15 protein-coding genes and 1 tRNA gene are annotated in these 18,311 nt (G+C 64.5%); 10 read left to right on the forward strand and 6 right to left on the reverse strand.

Annotation, left to right across the window (positions count from 1 at the left end):
* The first annotated feature begins 390 nt into the window (after positions 1–390).
* From AC07NI_RS02760 to AC07NI_RS02780, 5 genes are all read left to right on the forward strand, one after another.
* Positions 391–1,044 carry an exopolysaccharide biosynthesis polyprenyl glycosylphosphotransferase gene (locus AC07NI_RS02760; protein ID WP_494615954.1) on the forward strand — a complete coding sequence of 218 codons (654 nt, stop codon included), beginning with the start codon at positions 391–393 and terminating at the stop codon, positions 1,042–1,044.
* Between the two features lie 162 nt (positions 1,045–1,206).
* Positions 1,207–2,514, forward strand: a complete 1,308-nt coding sequence (locus AC07NI_RS02765) for a UDP-glucose dehydrogenase family protein (RefSeq protein ID WP_494615958.1) — start codon at positions 1,207–1,209, stop codon at positions 2,512–2,514.
* A 128-nt stretch (positions 2,515–2,642) separates the two neighbouring features.
* The gene (locus tag AC07NI_RS02770) at positions 2,643–3,830 is read left to right on the forward strand and encodes a polysaccharide pyruvyl transferase family protein (RefSeq protein WP_494615961.1); all 1,188 of its coding nucleotides are present in this window, start codon (positions 2,643–2,645) and stop codon (positions 3,828–3,830) included.
* 275 nt (positions 3,831–4,105) lie between these two features.
* Positions 4,106–5,608 carry an oligosaccharide flippase family protein gene (locus tag AC07NI_RS02775; RefSeq protein ID WP_494615965.1) on the forward strand — a complete coding sequence of 501 codons (1,503 nt, stop codon included), beginning with the start codon at positions 4,106–4,108 and terminating at the stop codon, positions 5,606–5,608.
* 54 nt (positions 5,609–5,662) lie between these two features.
* Positions 5,663–6,880, forward strand: coding sequence for a glycosyltransferase family 2 protein (locus AC07NI_RS02780; RefSeq protein WP_494615970.1), 1,218 nt, complete (start codon positions 5,663–5,665; stop codon positions 6,878–6,880).
* Here AC07NI_RS02780 and AC07NI_RS02785 read toward each other — a convergent pair.
* Complete coding sequence (locus AC07NI_RS02785; RefSeq protein ID WP_494615974.1) at positions 6,865–7,818, reverse strand: glycosyltransferase family 2 protein; 954 nt, start codon at positions 7,816–7,818, stop codon at positions 6,865–6,867. The two genes, AC07NI_RS02780 and AC07NI_RS02785, sit on opposite strands and share 16 nt — an antisense overlap.
* Positions 7,819–8,206: 388 nt before the next feature.
* On the opposite strand from AC07NI_RS02785, the gene AC07NI_RS02790 reads away from it, so the two are divergent.
* Entirely contained in the window at positions 8,207–9,313 is a 1,107-nt protein-coding gene (locus AC07NI_RS02790; RefSeq protein WP_494615978.1) for a glycosyltransferase family protein, read from the forward strand.
* Complete coding sequence (locus AC07NI_RS02795) at positions 9,306–10,292, forward strand: glycosyltransferase family 2 protein (protein WP_494615980.1); 987 nt, start codon at positions 9,306–9,308, stop codon at positions 10,290–10,292. The genes AC07NI_RS02790 and AC07NI_RS02795 overlap by 8 nt, the downstream gene beginning before the upstream one ends.
* Before the next feature lie 9 nt (positions 10,293–10,301).
* Here the strand turns inward: AC07NI_RS02795 and AC07NI_RS02800 are convergent, their stop codons facing one another.
* The gene (locus AC07NI_RS02800; protein WP_494615981.1) at positions 10,302–11,420 is read right to left on the reverse strand and encodes a glycosyltransferase family 4 protein; all 1,119 of its coding nucleotides are present in this window, start codon (positions 11,418–11,420) and stop codon (positions 10,302–10,304) included.
* Positions 11,421–11,449: 29 nt separating this feature from the next.
* Positions 11,450–12,589, reverse strand: coding sequence for an O-antigen ligase family protein (locus AC07NI_RS02805; RefSeq protein ID WP_494615983.1), 1,140 nt, complete (start codon positions 12,587–12,589; stop codon positions 11,450–11,452).
* Between the two features lie 251 nt (positions 12,590–12,840).
* Between AC07NI_RS02805 and AC07NI_RS02810 the strand changes: the two genes are divergently transcribed.
* From AC07NI_RS02810 to AC07NI_RS02820, 3 genes are read left to right on the forward strand one after another with little or no spacing between them, the layout of a single operon-like run.
* Complete coding sequence (locus AC07NI_RS02810; RefSeq protein ID WP_494615987.1) at positions 12,841–13,782, forward strand: glycosyltransferase; 942 nt, start codon at positions 12,841–12,843, stop codon at positions 13,780–13,782.
* Positions 13,783–13,823: 41 nt separating this feature from the next.
* Positions 13,824–14,975: a glycosyltransferase family 2 protein gene (locus AC07NI_RS02815; protein WP_494615992.1), complete on the forward strand. Its 1,152-nt coding sequence runs from the start codon at positions 13,824–13,826 to the stop codon at positions 14,973–14,975.
* Complete coding sequence (locus AC07NI_RS02820) at positions 14,968–15,864, forward strand: glycosyltransferase family 2 protein (protein WP_494615997.1); 897 nt, start codon at positions 14,968–14,970, stop codon at positions 15,862–15,864. The genes AC07NI_RS02815 and AC07NI_RS02820 overlap by 8 nt, the downstream gene beginning before the upstream one ends.
* Here AC07NI_RS02820 and AC07NI_RS02825 read toward each other — a convergent pair.
* The 3 genes from AC07NI_RS02825 to AC07NI_RS02835 all read right to left on the reverse strand — a co-directional run bounded on the left by AC07NI_RS02825 (position 15,861) and on the right by AC07NI_RS02835 (position 18,210).
* Entirely contained in the window at positions 15,861–16,847 is a 987-nt protein-coding gene (locus AC07NI_RS02825) for an NAD-dependent epimerase/dehydratase family protein (RefSeq protein WP_494615999.1), read from the reverse strand. The genes AC07NI_RS02820 and AC07NI_RS02825 overlap by 4 nt on opposite strands.
* 119 nt (positions 16,848–16,966) lie before the next feature.
* On the reverse strand, positions 16,967–17,908 hold the full coding sequence (locus tag AC07NI_RS02830; RefSeq protein WP_494616002.1) for a UDP-glucuronic acid decarboxylase family protein: 942 nt from the start codon (positions 17,906–17,908) through the stop codon (positions 16,967–16,969).
* 228 nt (positions 17,909–18,136) lie between these two features.
* Positions 18,137–18,210: transfer RNA gene (locus AC07NI_RS02835), tRNA-Cys, on the reverse strand.
* Between the last annotated feature and the right edge of the window lie 101 nt (positions 18,211–18,311).

Genomic DNA, 18,311 nt, shown 5'->3' on the forward strand with positions numbered 1-18,311 from the left:
TAAAACATTGAATATAATGGGTTGGGAGGATTGTCCGAGGGGACTCCGTCTCCGCCATCCCCTCACATCGATTACTCGACTGTGTCGCGGCGCTGCTTCGTGTCCGGATTAGAACATTCGTTCGGCGTGAGTCAGCGGTGACGCTTGGGTGTGTGTTTCGTCACATCGGCTGCACGATAATAACCTAGTCTCTCGCAATATTGCTGCGCTGCGATGCCTTTGATTTGTCCCAATCTGGGGCCGATGTGTTCTCAGATCGCGCAGAGATCGCTGCGCTGCGAAAAAAGCTTGGTTAAGAACGTTGTTCAGCGTTGTCGGCCGAACGCCGATTTAGTAAAGGCTTTCTAAATCATCGGGCAAAGACCCGGGACTTAGACTGGTGGGGACCGGGTGTTGATCGTATCTAATCCGTCAGCGGAGCAGCGTGCTCGTGCCTCCAAGGGCCAGCCGGTTGCTCAAGACGCTCTCAAGAGAGCGGTCGATATCGTGGTGGCGAGCGGCGCTCTGCTGTTCTTCGCGCCCTTGCTCCTGCTTGTCGCGCTGCTGATCAAGCTTGAGTCGCGTGGGCCGGTGTTCTTCCGGCAGGCGCGAGGCGGCCTGAACGGCCAGGCCTTCACGATCTTCAAGTTCCGCTCGATGCGGGTCCAGGAGAACGGCGACAAGGTCGTCCAGGCGCGTCGCGACGACGACCGGATCACCATGGTCGGCGGCTTCATCCGCAAGACCAGCATCGACGAGCTGCCCCAGCTGCTGAACGTGCTGAAGGGCGACATGTCGATCGTCGGCCCGCGTCCGCACGCCCTGGCCCACGACGCCCAGTACGGCGCCCTGATCGCCAACTATCACCTGCGCTTCCGCGCCCGCCCGGGCCTGACGGGCCTGGCCCAGATCAAGGGTCTGCGCGGTGGCACCGGCGCCGTGGAGGCCATGGCCGCCCGCGTCGACGCCGACAACGAATATATCGAGCGCTGGTCCTTCGGCGAGGACGTCCGGATCATCCTGATGACCGTGCCGCACCTGCTGATGGCTGAAAACGCCTACTAGCGGTCAAGCGACCCACAGCCTTTTGCGATGGCTGAGAGATTGCCGTCGCAATGACCAACTATTCAGCCAACGAGCAAGGTTTGGGCGACCGGTCTTCTGGGCGTCGACCTCTCTGCAACTCTTGTCCCGCGCGGAATTGGCCGGGGAAATAGGTGAACATCCATGCGCGTAGCGATGATTGGCACGGGTTATGTGGGCCTGGTGTCTGGGGCGTGTTTCGCCGACTTCGGCCACGTGGTGACGTGCATCGACAAGGACCCGCGCAAGATCGAGCGGCTGAAGCAGGGCGAGATCCCGATCTTCGAGCCGGGGCTGGACGACCTGGTCGCTCGCAACGTCCGTGAAGGCCGCCTGTCGTTCACCCTGGAAGGGGCCGAGGCGATCAAGAGCGCCGACGCGGTGTTCATCGCCGTGGGCACGCCGACCCGTCGCGGCGACGGCCATGCCGACCTCTCCTACGTCTACGCCGCCGCCGAGGAGATCGCCGGCCTGATCGACGGCTTCACCGTCGTGGTCACCAAGTCGACCGTGCCGGTCGGCACCGGCGACGAGGTCGAGGCGATCATCCGCAAGGTGCGCCCCGACGCCCAGTTCGCCGTGGTGTCCAACCCCGAGTTCCTGCGCGAAGGCGCGGCGATCGAGGACTTCAAGCGCCCCGACCGCGTGGTCGTGGGCACCGACGACGAGCGCGCCCAGGCGGTGATGCGTGAGCTCTATCGCCCCTTGAGCCTGAACGAGACCCCGATCGTCTTCACCGGCCGCCGCACCAGCGAGCTGATCAAGTACGCGGCCAACGCGTTCCTGGCGATGAAGATCACCTTCATCAACGAGATGGCCGACCTCTGCGAGAAGGTCGGCGCCGACGTCCAGCAGGTGGCCAAGGGCATCGGCCTGGACAAGCGGATCGGCGGCAAGTTCCTCAACGCCGGCCCGGGCTATGGCGGCTCGTGCTTCCCGAAGGACACCATCGCCCTGGTCAAGACCGCCCAGGACTACGGCGCGCCGGCGCGGCTGATCGAGACCACGGTCGAGGTCAATGACGCCCGCAAGAAGGCCATGGCCGGCAAGGTGGCCAAGGCCATCGGCGCCGACGACCTGACCGGCAAGACGATCGGCGTGCTGGGCCTGACCTTCAAGCCCAACACTGACGACATGCGTGACGCCCCCAGCCTGGACATCGTCCCGGCCCTGCAGGCCCTGGGCGCCAAGGTCCAGGCCTTCGATCCGGAAGGCGCCAAGGAAGCCGCGCACATGCTGCCGGGCGTCGAGTTCAAGACCGGCGCCTACGAGACCGCCGAGGGCGTCGACGCCCTGGTGCTGATCACCGAGTGGGACCAGTTCCGGGCGCTGGACCTCGACCGTCTGAAGCTCTTGATGAAGGCCCCGGTCGTGGTCGACCTGCGCAATGTCTACAAGCCCGCCGAGATGGTCCGCCACGGCTTCACCTACGCCTCCATCGGGCGGGGCTGACGTTAGGTTTCGTCTAACTCACGGACTGTAATTTGTCCCCAAGAGAACCTGGTGCGCACTGAATGGTGTACAGTGGGGTGCAATATAGCTTTTGATTGCATGAATTGGGCTTGTGGGGAGATCCAAGAATGCGAAAGAAAATAGCCGTAATCTGTGCGTTTCCGCCTGGGCGCAACACCGGCATGGCGACTGTAGATCTCGCGGCGTTATCCATAATGCCGCGGATCTTGGAAGACGCCGACGTCAACTTCTACTGCTTCCATGCGGAGAGCAAATATAGCTACGGCTACGAAGATATACCGGTCAAATACCGGTATATCGAGGAATTCCCGGAAGAGTATATGAGCTCTGACGCCTTCATATTTTGGGGCGACTTCGTTCATTCTCGATCGTACATGGAAACCGATCTCGGCCTCTGGAACGATGGCGCGGAGACGGCCGAGAACGAGGCGCGACGGAAGAACTATCTGAAGTACATCTTCCTGTCGTTCCTGCCGGATAGCGACCTCCACAAGGTCGGGATATTCGGAAGCACGATCTATACCAACAACGCGTCCGACATGATCGACGCGGAATATCGGGAAAGCTTCGAGAGGCTGGTCTCGGGTGCGGGGTTCGTCTTCTTCCGGGATGCGATGTCCGCGGCGAAGGTCGCGCCCTATCGGGCGGGGCGGGCTTCGCTGGCGTGCGACTGCGCCTTCCTCCTGAAGAACGACGATCTCGCGCTACTCAAGGGCTACAAGCCGGTGGAGGGGCGAAGCGGCGTCGGCGTCTTCTTCGGGCGCACCAACGCCAAGTTCGCGATGATGGCGTTCGCCAAGGCCGTGGCCGGCAGGCTCGGCCAAAAGTGCGTCTGGCTGCCCTGGTTCTTCACCCGCCGAAACTGGCGCATTGGCGCCAAGATCTTCGGCTACGACATCCCTTCCAAGGATGCCGATGTCGGGGCGATCATCTCGCAGCTCTCGGGATGCGCCTTCGTCATCACGGACACCTATCATCTGTGCGTGAACGCCTGGAGGTTGGGTATCCCCGCGATCTGCATCGGGAAGGGCGCCGACTACGCGGAGCATTCGCTGTCCGACAAGAAGAAGGAAATCTTGTACGACATGTATGGCGCGCGCGGGTTCTACGTCTTCGTGGAATCGCTGTTCAGGTTCGGCGGGTTCGGTAAGTCCGTCGACGCCGCGGCCAGCGCGCTGTCCAATCCAAAGCTTACGCAGGAGGTGACGCGCATGCTCGAGCGTCACATCGCGAACGCCTCATCGCTCTTGAGATCGTCCGCGAAGAAACTCATTGCGGATGATAGTGCGCGATAGACTTCGGAAGACCTTTTGAGGCAGAGCTCGGTAGGGGGCGTTATCGCCTAGAGAAAAAGTGAACACCTGTTACAGGTGTATGATCTTGAGCGAGGGGGAAGGTTCTCCTCAATCTGGGTTTTCGCTTATTCTCGGGCTGCTTGTATTAAGTCGTCGAGATGATGATCGTTCTGTATTGAGGCGACCTATACACCGTTACCCCTTCCCGCCAGGCCTTGAACCCAGGGGTTCAAGGTCGGAACAGCCCAGGCCTACGAAAGAGCGATGATCCGAGAATGAGTGATCCGGGGAAGGAGCAAGACCGCTCGGCTGCCTATAGCGGACCGAAGAAGGGCCGATCGCTCGCGGCCATGCGAAGCGTCTTGTGGGCCTCGCTGAACAGCGCCGCGCCGATGCTGGTCGGGGCCGCCGTGTTCGCGCTGGCGTCGCGGTACCTGTCCGTCAGCGAGTTCGGCGTCGTCGCCCTCGCGGGGGCGATTTCCGGGGCCGTCAGCACCTTGGGGCCGCAAGGCTTCGGTGACGCCCTGGTCCAGCGCAAGGATCTGGGCGAGGGGGATCTCAGCTCGGTCTTCTGGCTGACGATCGGCTGCGGGGCTGGGCTCTACGCGATCCTGGCCGCCGTCGCCTTCCCGTTCGAGATCCTGTTCAAGGCGCCGGGCCTGGCGCCCCTGGTGCTGGTCATCGGCCTTCGAATTCTGTTCGACCTGGCCTCGACCGTGCCCTGCGCGCTGCTGACGCGGAGCCTGTCGTATAGAGCGTTCGCGCTGCGTGGGATCATCGCCTCGCTGCTGGCGGCCGGGGTCTGCGTGGGGCTGCTGATGCTGGGCAAGGGCAAGTGGTCCCTGGCCCTGTCGCAGCTGTCGTCCTCGATCGTCCTTTGCCTCACCAGCTTCATGTCGGTGACCTGGCGGCCGCGGATCGAATTCTCGTGGCCGACGATCCGCAAGATGTCCCGCCAGGGCCTGGCGGCGTCGGGTCAGAAGATCATCTCGCAGGCCAATCTGGACCAGATCGCCGTCGGCTTCCTGCTGGACCCGCACGCCATGGGGATCTTCAGCTTCTCCCGGCGCATCTACCAGCTGCTGGGCGGCCTGATCTCCGGCGCCATCGGCTCCGTCAGCTATTCGCTGATCTCGAACGTCCAGGGTGAGCAGGAGACCTTCCGCAAGGCGTTCCTGACCATCGTCTTTGGCTCGGCCGCGATCATCGTGCCGGTGTATCTGGGCATCGCGCTCATTGGCCGGGACATCGTGCCGATCGTCTTCGGCGCCCACTGGCTGCCCGCGGTTCACTCCGTGCAGGCCTTCTGTCTGCTTGGCGTGTTCGCTGGCCTGACCCAGGTTCTGAACTCCGTCGTGAACGGATACGGCAAGAACGCCTGGATCCTGAGTTACCAGATCCTGACCCTGGCGCTGACCGTGACGGGCATCGCTGTCGCTAGTTCTAGGGGCGTCGACTGGGTTGTGCTGGCGATGGTTGGCGTTTCTATTGCCAGCCTACCGTTCCTGGCCCGCAAGGCTGCTTCCTTTGCAAACTTGTCCCTGGCTGACTTTTTCGGATGCGTTATGGGGCCAGTTGTCGCCGGGGTGGTCATGTGTATTGCGGTTGTCACGGCAGCGCGCTTTGAAATGAACCTCGCACCGCCGATCAGGATCGCCCTGGCGATTCTACTGGGTGGCGGTGTCTATGGGCTGGTTCTTCTGTTTACCAGTATGCGCCGGATATCGGCGATCGTCAGGATGGTGTTACCAAAACGTCTTGCAACGTTTGCGCGGTGAACGATTTAGAATATCAAACAGTGTCGGGGTTGTTTGGCATTTCTGGTGAGCAGCATGAGTAAAGTGTCCGTTTGCGCGATTGTACCGACCTACAATCGCGCCGATATGCTCCGGGAATGCCTCAATTCTCTGGTCGCGCAGACCAAGGTCTTGGGCCAGATCATCGTCGTCAATGACGGCTCGACGGATCACACCACGGCCGTCGTGTCCGAATTTCCGCAGGTCGAGCTCATCGACGTGGCGAACGGCGGCAAGGCGCGGGCGCTGAACATCGCGCTGGGTCGTTGCGAGTGCGACGCGGTCTGGATTTGCGACGACGACGATATCGCCGCCCTGGACGCCTGCGAGAAGATGACTCTGGCGCTCGAGGCCAACCAAGGGGCCGCGTTCGTCTACGGGCGCTACAGGAGCTTCACGGGGACGTTCGAGCGCGGTTCGGACATGCCGCTGGCGCGCGCGCCAGCCAATCCCGACAAGAATCTGCTGCTGAACGTGATCGAGCGCCTGTTCGTCTGTCAGTTCAGCATGCTTGTCCGCAAGGACGTCTACGACCAGGTCGGGGCGTTCCGGGAGGACCTGCTGCGCTCGCAGGACTACGACATGATCATCAAGATCTGTCATGGGTTCAAAGGCGTCTATGTCCCGGACGTCCTGTTCTACCAGCGCAACCACACCGGAACGCGGGGGCCGTCCCGGGATCGCTTCCGGGTCGAGGAGTCGCAGCGTCGCTGGCTGCACTACGACAAGCTGATCTTCCAGGACTTGTTTCCCCGCCTGACCCTCGCCGACTTCCGGCCCGCCTTCGTGGAGCAGGAGGAGGGCGGCGTCGCGACGCGCGCGACCTATCTCCAGCGCGCCTGCATCTTCGGCCGAAAGGCGCTGTGGGACATCTTCCTGGCGGACATGGAATACGCCGTGGCGATCGACGCGGATCGGCCGCCGTCCGCCGGTGAGAAGGAGATCGCCACGAAGATCCTGCTGGAGATCAACAGCTTCGAGGACTTCGCGGAGCGCAAGGACGTGGTCAGCGCACTGATCTCCACGCTGCGGAAGAGTCGTTTCGGACGGTCGCTGGCCGGCTCCATCATCCAGCCGATCGCCTGGCACATCATGCGCACCCTCAAGCAGGGGCGTCCGTTCAGGGCGTTCAGCTATCTGGGCGTGGCGCTGGCTGTCGCGGGCGTGCTGAGCACCAGCCGGATCTTCCTGGCGCGCATCAAGCGGGCGATCAGCGCGAACACCTTGCTGGTCGGCAATCAGACCCGAGCCTGAACGCCTCGAAATCCATTGGCTGGGCGCTTCTGCAGGAGGTGCCCGACGATCTGGCCCAGCAGATAGGTCGTCAGGACGGCCGAGGAGAAGCATGAGGCCGCCGTGGCGAGGTCCTTGGACTTCATGGCCCGGATGAAGACGCGCCAGCGGAGGCGTTGCTCCACGCTGAGCTGACGGGCCTGGATCGCCTTCTTGGTCTGCTTGTCGATGTCCTCGCGCTGGATCAGAGGCTTGTCGCAGTCCAGCAGCTTGGCGAGGTCTTCTTCGCTGTGGGTCAGGCTCAGGGAGCCCGGCGTGATCACCGAGATGTAGCCGCGCGGCGGCGTCAGCAACATCCGGGCGCCGGCGGCCAGGGTGCGGGCGTACAGGTCGTAGTCCTCACCGAGCCGCATGTCGGAGCGGTAGTTCAGGCCCTGGTCGCGCAGCAGGGACGACCGCAGCAGAGGCTTGATGAAGCCCATGTCGAGCTCGCCGTTCGCGCCGCTGCAATTGGCCAGCACGAACGTCTTCAGGTCGACTGTGCGCGTCGCCGTGTCGATCGGGGAGGGGGCGTCAATGACGTCGCCGGCGCGGACGCGGACCAGCTTGTCGGCGATGATGTCGGCGTCGGCGGCATGGTGGAGCAGCGCGCCAAGGCGGCCTGGCAGCATGAAGTCGTCGGCGTCCAGCGGCGTGATCCAGGCCCCCGTCGCGCGTTCCACGGCCAGTCGTCGGCAGGCGCCGGGGCCGGCGTTGGGGCGGCTCTGGATGATCTTCAGGCGGCCGGAACCGTCGTCGCTGGCAGCGGCGACGTCCAGAGTGCGATCGGTGGAGGCATCATCGACAACCAGGACTTCTATAACTTCCGGTTGTTCGAGGGCGCTTCGGATCGCTTTCTCTATAGTGCTTTGGGCGTTGTACGCCGCAATAATCACGCTGACGGATCGCGCGAGGTCCATAGAGATCCACTGACAGAAGCGTTTACTTCGATGTAGCGTGGTAACCAGTGCGCGTAAATTAAGGATTACTTGGTCGCGCGAGGCAAGTGAAGCGTACCAATTTTGAGTTGATTTAAAGATGTTTACATTTGCGGGTGTGGAGCCGGCTGCCGACGGCTCTAGCGCGGACCGTCCCGCGGGTCCGAGCAAGGCCGATCAATACGCGGGCATCGGGTCAGAAAGACGGCGGCGCGGACGGCAAGTCGCCTTCATCGGCGGACAAGCGGCCTGGAAGCGAACGACGGTCTCGACAGCCCGCTCGTGGCTGCGTACTCAGGCCCCGCCTTTCCTTGGCGGACAGGCGTGATGGTGCTTCCGCTTGCTGGTGGGGCGTTTTGTGGGTCGAAGCATGATCGTCTACCTCGTCCATGATCTGGGCGATGCCGCCGTCATGCGGCGCATCAAGATGCTGACCGCCGGCGGCGCCGAAGTCTCGATCGCCGGCTTCCGCCGCGCGGGTTCGGCCGACGCCCAGGACGGCGCGATAACGCTGGGCGAGACGTTCAATGGCCGCCTGGTCGCGCGGGCGCTGCTGCTCCTGAAGAACATCGTCGCGCCGGGGCCCTTGCTCCGCGCTGTCCGCCGTGGCGATGCGATCCTGGCGCGCAATCTCGAGATGCTGGTCCTGGCCGTCTATGCGCGCTTCCTGTCGGGACGGCGCACGCCGGTCGTCTACGAGTGCCTCGACATCCATTCGCTGATGTTCAAGCGCGGCATCACGGGCGCCCTGGTACGGGGCGTTGAGCGCTGGCTGCTGACGATGGTCCGTGGCGTGATCGTCAGCTCGCCGGCCTTCGAGCGCGAGCACTTCCGCGGCGTCCAGGGTTTCCGTGGCGAGATCCTGCTGGTGGAGAACAAGGTCCTGGTCGGGGCGCCGGGGCGTGTCGACGCTGTCGAGGCGTCGGGCGACGTCGTGCGCATCGGCTGGTTCGGCATGCTGCGCTGTCGCAAGTCGCTGGGGATGCTGGCCGAGATCGTCCAACTGGCGCAGGGGCGCGTCGAGGTCGACATCCGGGGACGCGCGGCCCTGGACGTGATGCCCGACTTCCACGAGGTGGTCGACGCCACCCCCGGCCTGAACTTTTTCGGCAGCTACACCCAGGACGAGCTGGGCGAGCTCTACGCCAAGGTCCAGTTCGCCTGGGCCATCGACTATTTCGAAGCGGGCGCGAACTCCGACTGGCTGCTGCCGAACAGGATCTACGAGGGCATCCGCCATGGCGCGGTTCCGATCGCGCTGTCGCGGACGGAGGTGGGCCGATGGCTCGCCAACGCCGGTGTCGGCGTGATCGTCGAAGAGCCCGTGCGCGATGTCATGGAATTGGTTTCGGCCGCGCCTAACAGGGTGGCGGAACTGCGAAAGCGGATTCGAGACGTCGATCCGACCTTGGTGGAATTCGCCGCCGAAGACTACGTGTCTCTAGTCCGCTTCGTTTCGGGGGAAGATCATGGCTGATCAATTGGCGGGCTCTGTCCTGGTCGTCGTGCCTTGCCTCAATGAGGAGGCCCATCTTCCCGGACTGTTGACCGGTCTGCTGGCGGACGAGGGCTGCCGGCATGCGAAGATCGTGATCGCGGATGGGCGCAGTTCCGACCGCTCGCGGAGCATCGTCGAGGAGTTCGCGGCCCGCGACGCCCGCGTCGTGCTGCTGGACAATCCCGACCGCATCCAGAGCGCGGGCATCAACCTGGCGGTCGAGGTCCATGGCCAGGCGGCCGAGCACCTGATCCGGGTCGATGCGCACGCGGCCTATCCCGAGAACTTCGTGGCGCGCCTGATCGAGGTGGCTGGGGAGACCGGCGCGGACTCGGTCGTGACCGTGATGCACAGCATCGGTCGCACCTGCTTCCAGGTGGCGGCGGCGACGGCTCAGAACTCGGTCATCGGCACCGGCGGCTCCAGCCACCGCAGCAAGGGCGGGGAGGGGCAGTGGATCGATCACGGCCACCACGCCTACATGAAGATCGCCGCCTTCCGCGAAGTGGGGGGCTATGACGCCGGCATGAGCCACAACGAGGACGCCGAGCTGGACGTCCGGCTGGGCAAGGCTGGCCGCCGCATCTGGCTCTATCCGGGGCTTGAGATCAGCTACTACCCCCGCGCCAACGCCAGCTCGCTGTTCCGGCAGTACTTCAACTACGGCAAGGGCCGGGCGATCACGCTGACCAAGCACCGGATCAAGCCGAAGCCGAGGCAGATGCTGCCGATCTTCGTGGCCCCGGCGCTGGTGTTCGGCGTCCTGCTGGCGCCGATCAGCCCGATCTTCTTCCTGCCGGCCCTGGCGTGGATCCTGGCCTGCACCCTGGGCGGCCTGGTCGTGGGTTCGCGGGCCGGCGGCGGTTGCGCCTACTTCGCGGGTTTCCCCGCGGCGGTCAGCCACTTCGCGTGGTCGCTGGGCTTCATCCGGCAGGTGCTGAGACCCGCCGCCAGATAGGTCGCGCGGCTACCCGACCGCCCGACGATAGAGGTTGTCCCAGAACTCGCGGGCGGGCCGGTGGTCGAAGTGGGCCACCGCCGAGTCATAGGCGGCCGTCCGCATGCGGTGATAGGCCTCCGGATCGGCCATGACGCGTTCCAGGGCGGCGAGCGCGCTTTGCGCCAGGCGTTCCGCCTCGGCGGCATAGAGCGCTTCGTATTCCGGCGAGGCCTTGTCCGGATGGGTGGTGTGGATCCAGCCGCCGAATTCGTTGGTCTCCATCGGCAGCAGGACGCCGTTCTCGCCATCGACGATGAACTCGGGCAGCGCGACCTGGGCGCTGGCGATGACCGGCGTGGAGCGGCTCATGGACTCGATGACGCTGAAACCGAAAGTGTCGGTCAGGGTCGGCAGGATCGAGAAGTGCGCGCGGGAGGCCATGTCCAGGACCTCCTTGTTGCTCATGGCGCCGTGCAGCGTCACGTTGTCGAGCTTCAGAAGCTCAAGGTAGGGCGCGTAGAAGTCCTGGCGCGGCGGATCGATCCAGATGCCCTTGCCCATCTCCAGCGACGAGATGATGTCCACCTGCACCGGCAAACCCTTGTCCTGGGCCAGCTTCGCCAGCCTGAGCACCGTCAGGCCGCCCTTGCGCGCGAACTGGCCGCCGACGAAGAACAGCCTGATCGTGTCGCCCGGGGTGTAGCGCAGCTGATCCTGGCGCTCGGGGATCACCATGTTCGGGAAGCGCACCTGCAGCTTCGCCTCGATCACGCCGCAGTCCACATGGTCCGTCAGGTGGCTCAGGAACAGCCTTCTCGCGCAGTCGCTGAAGGCGATGATGCCGCGGCAGCGCTCCGAGGCGAGGGAGCGTTCGAGGGCCCGGTGGTAGGCGGTGCCTTCGAGGCCGAACACGCGCGGCAGGTGGGACTCGAAGCCGATGACGTAGGGCGTGTTACCGATCGGGATGCGGTTGAAGGCGTGGACCAGATCGAACTTCTGGAGCGGGAACGGCGGGAACACCGTGCACCCGTCCAGCCGATCGTCGATCTTGTTCAGCGGCAGGAACTTCCGAAGATGGATGTTGTGCGCCGATCCCTTGGGGCCGTTGAACGCCCACGGGTAGCGGGTCGGCGCCAAGATGTTCAATGCTCTGTCTTGCACGCCGGCCGCCCTTATCAAGATGTCGGCCGTCTTTTACGGCTAAAAATCAGAGCCGCAACCGCGAACGAGAATACAAGCGTGTCAAAAGCGAATGGATAGGCAAGTGCACTCTCTGCATTCATCCGAACAGTGAAATAACAGACGAGTGCGAATGCCGCGCCGGAGAAGGCTCGGGCCCGCTCGCTTGATCCCAGAAGCATCAGGGCGGAGGGCACGAGCGCCGAGGCGATGGCGAAGAAGAACGCCGCCAGGCCGACGAAGCCCAGCTGGATGCGCATCTCGCGGATCTCGTTGTGGAAGTTGAAGCCGGTGCGGTCCTTGATGCCGCCAAAGCGCCACAGGCCCTCGGCGTCGGTCTGGCCCTGGACCCAGAACGACTGATAGCCGTAGCCCAGCACGGGCCGTTGTCGCGCCAGCTCGTCGGCCTTGGCCCACAGATAGCTGCGGCCGGTGAGGGTGCGGTCCTTCTTGAAGACTTCGGTCTGGATGTAGTCGTAGGCGTCCCCGATCGGCTTGGCCGCGACCACGCCAGCGGTGACCAGGAGGCCGGCGAACACCACGGCCAGGACGCGGGCGTTGGCGGACTTGGTGCCTAGCGTGCTGGTGGCGATCAGCACCGCGACGGCGATGGTCGTGCAGATGATGGCGCCGGCCGAGTTGGCCGCGAACAGCAGCGGCCCGCCCAGCACGATGCCCACGGCGGCGAACGCCTTCATGCGGGGCGGCGTCGAGCGGCCGAAGAAGGTGGCCAGGCTGGCGATCACCTGGACGGCGCAGATGCTGCCCAGGGCGTTCTTGCTGCCATACAGCCCTTGAGCGGAGTGGCGTTTGGCCAGGTCGCCAATGGCCGCCGGCAGGTTGAGCAGCAGCACGACCGTGCACACCGCGCACAACAGATGGATCAGGGTCCTGGGCGGCGTCCGCGCGGCGATGATCGTGGCCGCCAGCACCGTAAGGGCGTATTCGAGCCCGATCCGGACGGTCAGGCTCGGCTGCGAGGACCATAGGACCGAGGCGACGGCGATCGTGGGCAGGAGGAGGATCGGCCAGGCGCCGATGCTGATCTGCAGAATCTGGCGCCGGTTGATGAAGACCAGGAACAGGGTGGAGGCCAGAAACGCGACCGCGCCGAGCGTACCGAGGGGCGTCAGCATGGCCGAGGTGAACATCGCCGCGCAAGAAGCGGCTGTCGTCAGCGTACGACCTGAGATAGATGCTCTTTTTCGGTCATGAATATTTATCTTTATGTTCGCAGAAGCCCCAGCTTTGTCCACTTGTGCGATTTCCATCAACTCTATAAACGCGATCTATCGGTGAATTCGGCTGTTCGAAACAATATTCAGCCGGCGAAGTTATATCAATAGCGGAGGTTAGGGTGCCGTTGCGTTCTGAAGATCGGGTTCATGTGCGAACGCCGACCTATCGCCGCCCTGATGACCTGAAGCGCTGTTTACAGTCGTTGCAAGCTCAGACCTGGCAGAATTGGGTGTGCGACGTCTATGACGACGATCGCGAGCAGGGCGCGCGCGCGGTGTGCGAAGCGCTGCAGGACGAGCGCATCGTCTATAACGCAAACGCCAAGCAGCAGTTCGCGTCCGGCAATATCAACCAATGCTTCTCGCGCGCCAATCCGCATGACAGCGAGTACTTCTTCGTGCTCGAGGACGACAACTACGTCTTCCCCGAGTTCATGGAGAAGAACGTGGCCCTGGCCAAGAAGGTCGGGGCGAACGTCATCCTGCGGAACCAGCAGGTCGAGATCTTCAACGCCGGCGGCGCGCTGTCGGACAAGGGCGTGCTGGACCACCTGTTCGAAGAGCGCCTGTACGGCCCCGAGGAATTCCATCTGGCCGTGCTGGTCGGGATAGGGGTCTCGAACGGCGGGCTGTTCTGGTCGCGGCACGCGACCACCGACTTCGAGATCGCCTTCGACTGCTCGGCCGTGCTGCAGGAATATGTCCGCACCGCGCTGACCAAGGACCCCGTCTATGTGGCGCTGGAGCCGCTGGCGGCCTGGGCTGAGAATGGTCCCAGCACGACCCGCGACGCCGGCGCGCAAGCCAGCTGGATGCGGCGCGAGCTGGACTTGAAGAAGTCCGTGCAGACCCTGCAGCGGGCGGCGTGGCGGCGCGCGGACGGAGGCCTCCGTCAGGCGTTCAAGCAGCAGGCTTTGTTCCGCTCCAACGCCACCGAGCGCGCGACCGGCCTGGCAAAGGCGGTCATCTGGGACGCCCTGGCCTTCAAGGCGCCGCCGGCGGCCGTGCTGGACAACTTCCGCCGGGGCGTGATGATCGCCGCGGCCGGCCGGGCCAATCCCGGCGTCAGCCTGCTGGCGCAAGAGTCTTGAGCGACGGGGATCTGGTGTCTACGCCTGCTCCAAAGGTATCGGTGATCGTCGCCTGCCGCGACGTGGGCGAGTTCATCGACGCGTGCCTGCTGTCGATCCTGGACCAGAGCGTCCGCGACATCGAGGTCATCGTCGTCGACGATGCGTCCTCGGATGATACGCGCCAGCGCGTCGCGGCCCATGCCGCCCGCGACGACCGGGTCCGGCTGCTGGCGGGGGAGGGGCGGGGCCCCGCCGTGGCGCGCAACCTGGCGATCGAGGCCGCGCGCGGCGAGTACCTGTCGATCGTGGACGGCGACGACATCGTCCACCCGCTGCGCCTCGAGATCCTGCTGGCCTTCGCGGCGGCGAACGATCTCGATCTCGCCGGTGACGAGCTCCTGGCCTTCGGCGCCGAGGGCGACGGCCTGTGGTCGCATCCGTTCATCTTCCCCAAGGGCTGCCCGGACACATTCGGAGCGATCGCGATCGAGCATCTGCTGGTGCCGCCCGCCGGGACCTGGCGCGAGCTGCCGCTGGGCTATCTGAAGCTGCTGATCCGCCGGTCCGCCCTGGCCGACCTGCGCTACGACGAGACCCTGATGATCGGGGAGGACTTCGATCTCTTCCTGCGGCTGCTGATCAAGGGCTGCAAGGCGCGCTTCCTGCCGTTGGCGATGTACGCCTATCGCCGCCACAGCGCGTCGATCTCGCACCGTATCGGGTCTGGCGAGCTTCTCCGCATGATCGCCTCGAACGACGCGCTGAGCACGATGGAGGGGCTGACCGAGCACCAGCGGCGGATCATCCGGCGGCGGGGCGAGCGCATGCGCAACTACATCGCCGCCCTGGAGATGGTCGAACTGGTCAAGCGGAAGTCGCTGTTCGGCATGGCCGGTCTGGTCGCGCGCTCGCCCGGCGGGCTGGCCATCTTCGCGTCGTTCGTCAGCTCGGGCGTCGCCAAGCGTATCAAGGCGTATCTGCCGGGCGCTTCGACCGAGGCCGTGGGGACTGAAATCAGCGGGGAGGACGCATCTTCGCTGATCAGCGTCGCCGACATGATCGAGGGCTCGAACGAAGCGCTGTCGCGGCTTTCCGCCTCGGCCGCCCAGCTTCTGCAGTCCGGTCGCTCGCCGGCTGGCGCCAGCGACCACGCTTATCTTCAGTTCTTCGCCAATTGGCCGCGCAAAACCATGGAAGCCGACAGTGTCTGATCAAAAGCCGCGATTGTTGAGCGTGATGATCTGCACCTATCGACGTCCGTCGGTGGCGGCGACGATCGCCAGCGTGCTGGGCCAGACGCTTCCCGACGGGTGGACGATGGAGATCGTCGTCGCGGACAACGACGGCGAACCCACCGGCCAGGCGGCCGTGGAGGGCGCGGCCGTTCCCGGCGGCGCGCCCGTGCGCTACGTCCATGCGCCCCGGCAGAACATCTCGATCGCCCGCAACGCCTGCCTGAATGCCGCGCAAGGCGAGTGGGCCGCCTTCATCGATGATGACGAGATCGCCGAGCCGGGCTGGCTGGCCGCCCTGATCGAAGCCAGCGCCGAGGCGGACGTGGTGTTCGGCCGAAGCCGGGCGATCATGGAGCCGGGCTCACCGGCCTGGATGGCCGACGGCGCCTTTCACCACAACGAGATCGCGCCGGGCGAGCCGCTGCACAACGGCTATACCTGCAACGTCCTGCTCAACATGGAGAAGGTCCGGGCGCTGGGCCTTCAGTTCGACAAGGCCTTCGGGTTGACGGGCGGCGAGGACACCTCGTTCTTCTACGAGTTCGGCCTGGGCGGCGCGCGGTTCGCCTATCGGCCCGACGCCGTGGTCAGCGAGGACATCCCGATCGGCCGGTCCAGCTTCAAGTGGCTATTCAAGCGCCGCTACCGCTCGGGCCAGACCCACTGGGACATCCAGATTCGCAACGCGGAGAGCCGGGGCAAGCTGGCCGCGATGGCCGCGGCCAAGGTGGTGTTCTGCGCCGGCAGCGCGGCGCTATCGGGCTTCCAGCCGCGCGAGCGCAACAAGGCCCTGCTGCGCGGCGCGCTGCATCTGGGGGTGCTGTCGCGAGCCGTCGGCGGCCAGCGACACCAAGAGTACGCTTAGACGAAGCTGCCTTCGGTCGCCTTGGCCCACTTTTGCAGGCCAAGGGCCAGGCTCTTGCCGGCGAACAGGTCGCGGTCGTTGGCCCAGCCCGGATAGACGTAGGTCGAGCGGATCAGCTTGGTGACGCGGTCCGGGTGGATGCCCAGGCCCAGGCCGTTGAAGGTCGACAGCATCTTGGCGGCGGTCAGGACGAAGCCCTGCGGCACGTCGATGAACTTCGCCTTCGGGAAGTACTCGTCACGCAGGGTGGAGACGATCCGCTCCAGCGTCGGGCACTCGGGATAGCTGCCGTTCAGGATTTCCAGCGGCTCGGACGTCGCGGCGGCGGCCAGCATCAGGTCCAGCAGGTCCTCGACATAGATGCACGACTTGATGGTGTCGCGACGGCCGGGGAAGACGAAGGCGCCCTTCTTCAGCAGGGCGGCCATGCGGGCGAAGTTGCCGCCTTCGCCGGCTCCGAACACGACGGCGGGGCGGATGATGCTGAGCTTGCGGCCCGGGCCGGCGGCTTGCCAGCTGGTGTGGATCTTCTCGGCCATCAGCTTGGACTTGCCGTAGGCGGAGGTCGGGGCCGGGGCGCTGGTTTCGGTCTTGCGGTCCTCGGACGGGCCGTAGATCGAGATCGAGCTGGTGAAGACCACGTCCTTGACGCCCAGGCGTTCGGCTAGGCGGGAGACCTCCAGCGCGCCGTTGACGTTGGTGTCGTAATATTCGTGGTCCGGGTGGCCCGGCGTCGTGTGGATGGCGGCCAGGTTGAAGATCGCGTCCAGCGCCTGCACATCCAGCGCGCCCAGGTTCCGCACGTCCTCGCTCAGATAGGTTACGCCCGGCAGGGTCTCGCGCGGCGGCTTCAGGTCGAGGCAGTAGAGCGTGGCGCCCTGGTCCGCGAGGCGCTGGGCCAGCCGCGTGCCGATGAAGCCGGACGCGCCGGTGATGAGGACCTTCTTGCCGCTGTAGCGCGGTGCGGGAGCGCTGGTGGTCATGACACTGAGCCTACGGACACGAAGAACCGGCTCCGGCCTCGTCGGTGTTCCGGCGGGACTTGGGAGCGCTAGAGAAAAGCGCCCCGGCGCGGGATCACGCCGGGGAGCGGTGAGCCTGCCTAACCTTCGGCCAGCAGCTTATCAAAATAGGCGACGGTTTTCGTCAGGCCTTGGGTCAATTCGACCGTCGGGGTCCAGTCCAGCAGCGCCTTGGCCTTGGTGATGTCGGGCTGGCGCTGGCGGGGATCATCGGCCGGCAGGGGCAGATGGATCAGGTTGGACTTCGAACCCGTGATCTCCAGGACCTTCAGGGCCAGTTCCTTCATGGTGAACTCGCCTGGATTGCCCAGGTTGACCGGGCCGGTCACGTCGTCCGACGTGTCCATCAGGCGCAGGAAGCCTTCGACCAGGTCGTCGACATAGCAGAACGAGCGCGTCTGGTTGCCGTCGCCGTACAGGGTGATGTCCTCACCCTTCAGCGCCTGGACGATGAAGTTCGACACCACGCGCCCGTCGTTGGGGTGCATGCGCGGGCCGTAGGTGTTGAAGATCCGCGCCACCTTGATGCGCAGGTTGTGCTGGCGGTGGTAGTCGAAGAACAGGGTCTCGGCGCAGCGCTTGCCTTCGTCGTAGCACGAGCGGATGCCGATTGGATTGACGTTGCCCCAGTATTCTTCGGGCTGCGGGTGGACGCTCGGGTCGCCATAGACTTCGCTGGTCGAGGCCTGGAAGATCTTGGCCTTCCGGCGCTTGGCCAGGCCCAGCATGTTGATCGCGCCGTGGACGCTGGTCTTGGTCGTCTGGACGGGATCGTACTGGTAGTGGACCGGGCTGGCGGGGCAGGCGAGGTTGTAGATCTCGTCCACTTCCACGAACAGCGGGTGCGTAACGTCGTGACGAAGCAGGTCGAAATTGGGATTGCCGAGCAGGTGAGCAATATTACGCCGGGAACCGGTATAATAATTGTCTACGCAGAGCACTTCGTGGCCAGCCTCGATGAGGCGCTCACAGAGGTGCGAGCCCACGAAACCAGCTCCACCCGTCACCAGTACGCGCTTCAATGTCAACTCCCCCGATAAATGACCGACTTCCAGCGCTGCGTTGTCTATTGAAGTTCAATCATTCAGACAAGGCAAAGGATAGGGTCCGGAAAATTTGCAGATGTTCGGTGTGAAAATCTGACCGGTTTGTAGTCGCCATCCACGTCTTTTGGATGACATCGGGTCAACGGGGAGAAAAGTATACGTTAACGCTTCGCGCTCTGGTTGGGAGGGGCTGAGGAAGCAAGGTGGAGGCCCGGCCCGGAATCGAACCGGGGTGCACGGATTTGCAGTCCGCTGCGTCACCACTCCGCCACCGGGCCATCCGGGTCGACGACGTTTAAGCGTCGGCGAAGAGGAAGCGTTCGATACAGGACGAGACCGGCCGCTGCAACGGATTCGTCGCAGGGCCGGCCGATTTGTC

The sequence above is a fragment of the Caulobacter sp. GW821-FHT10E02 genome (genome assembly GCF_059415225.1).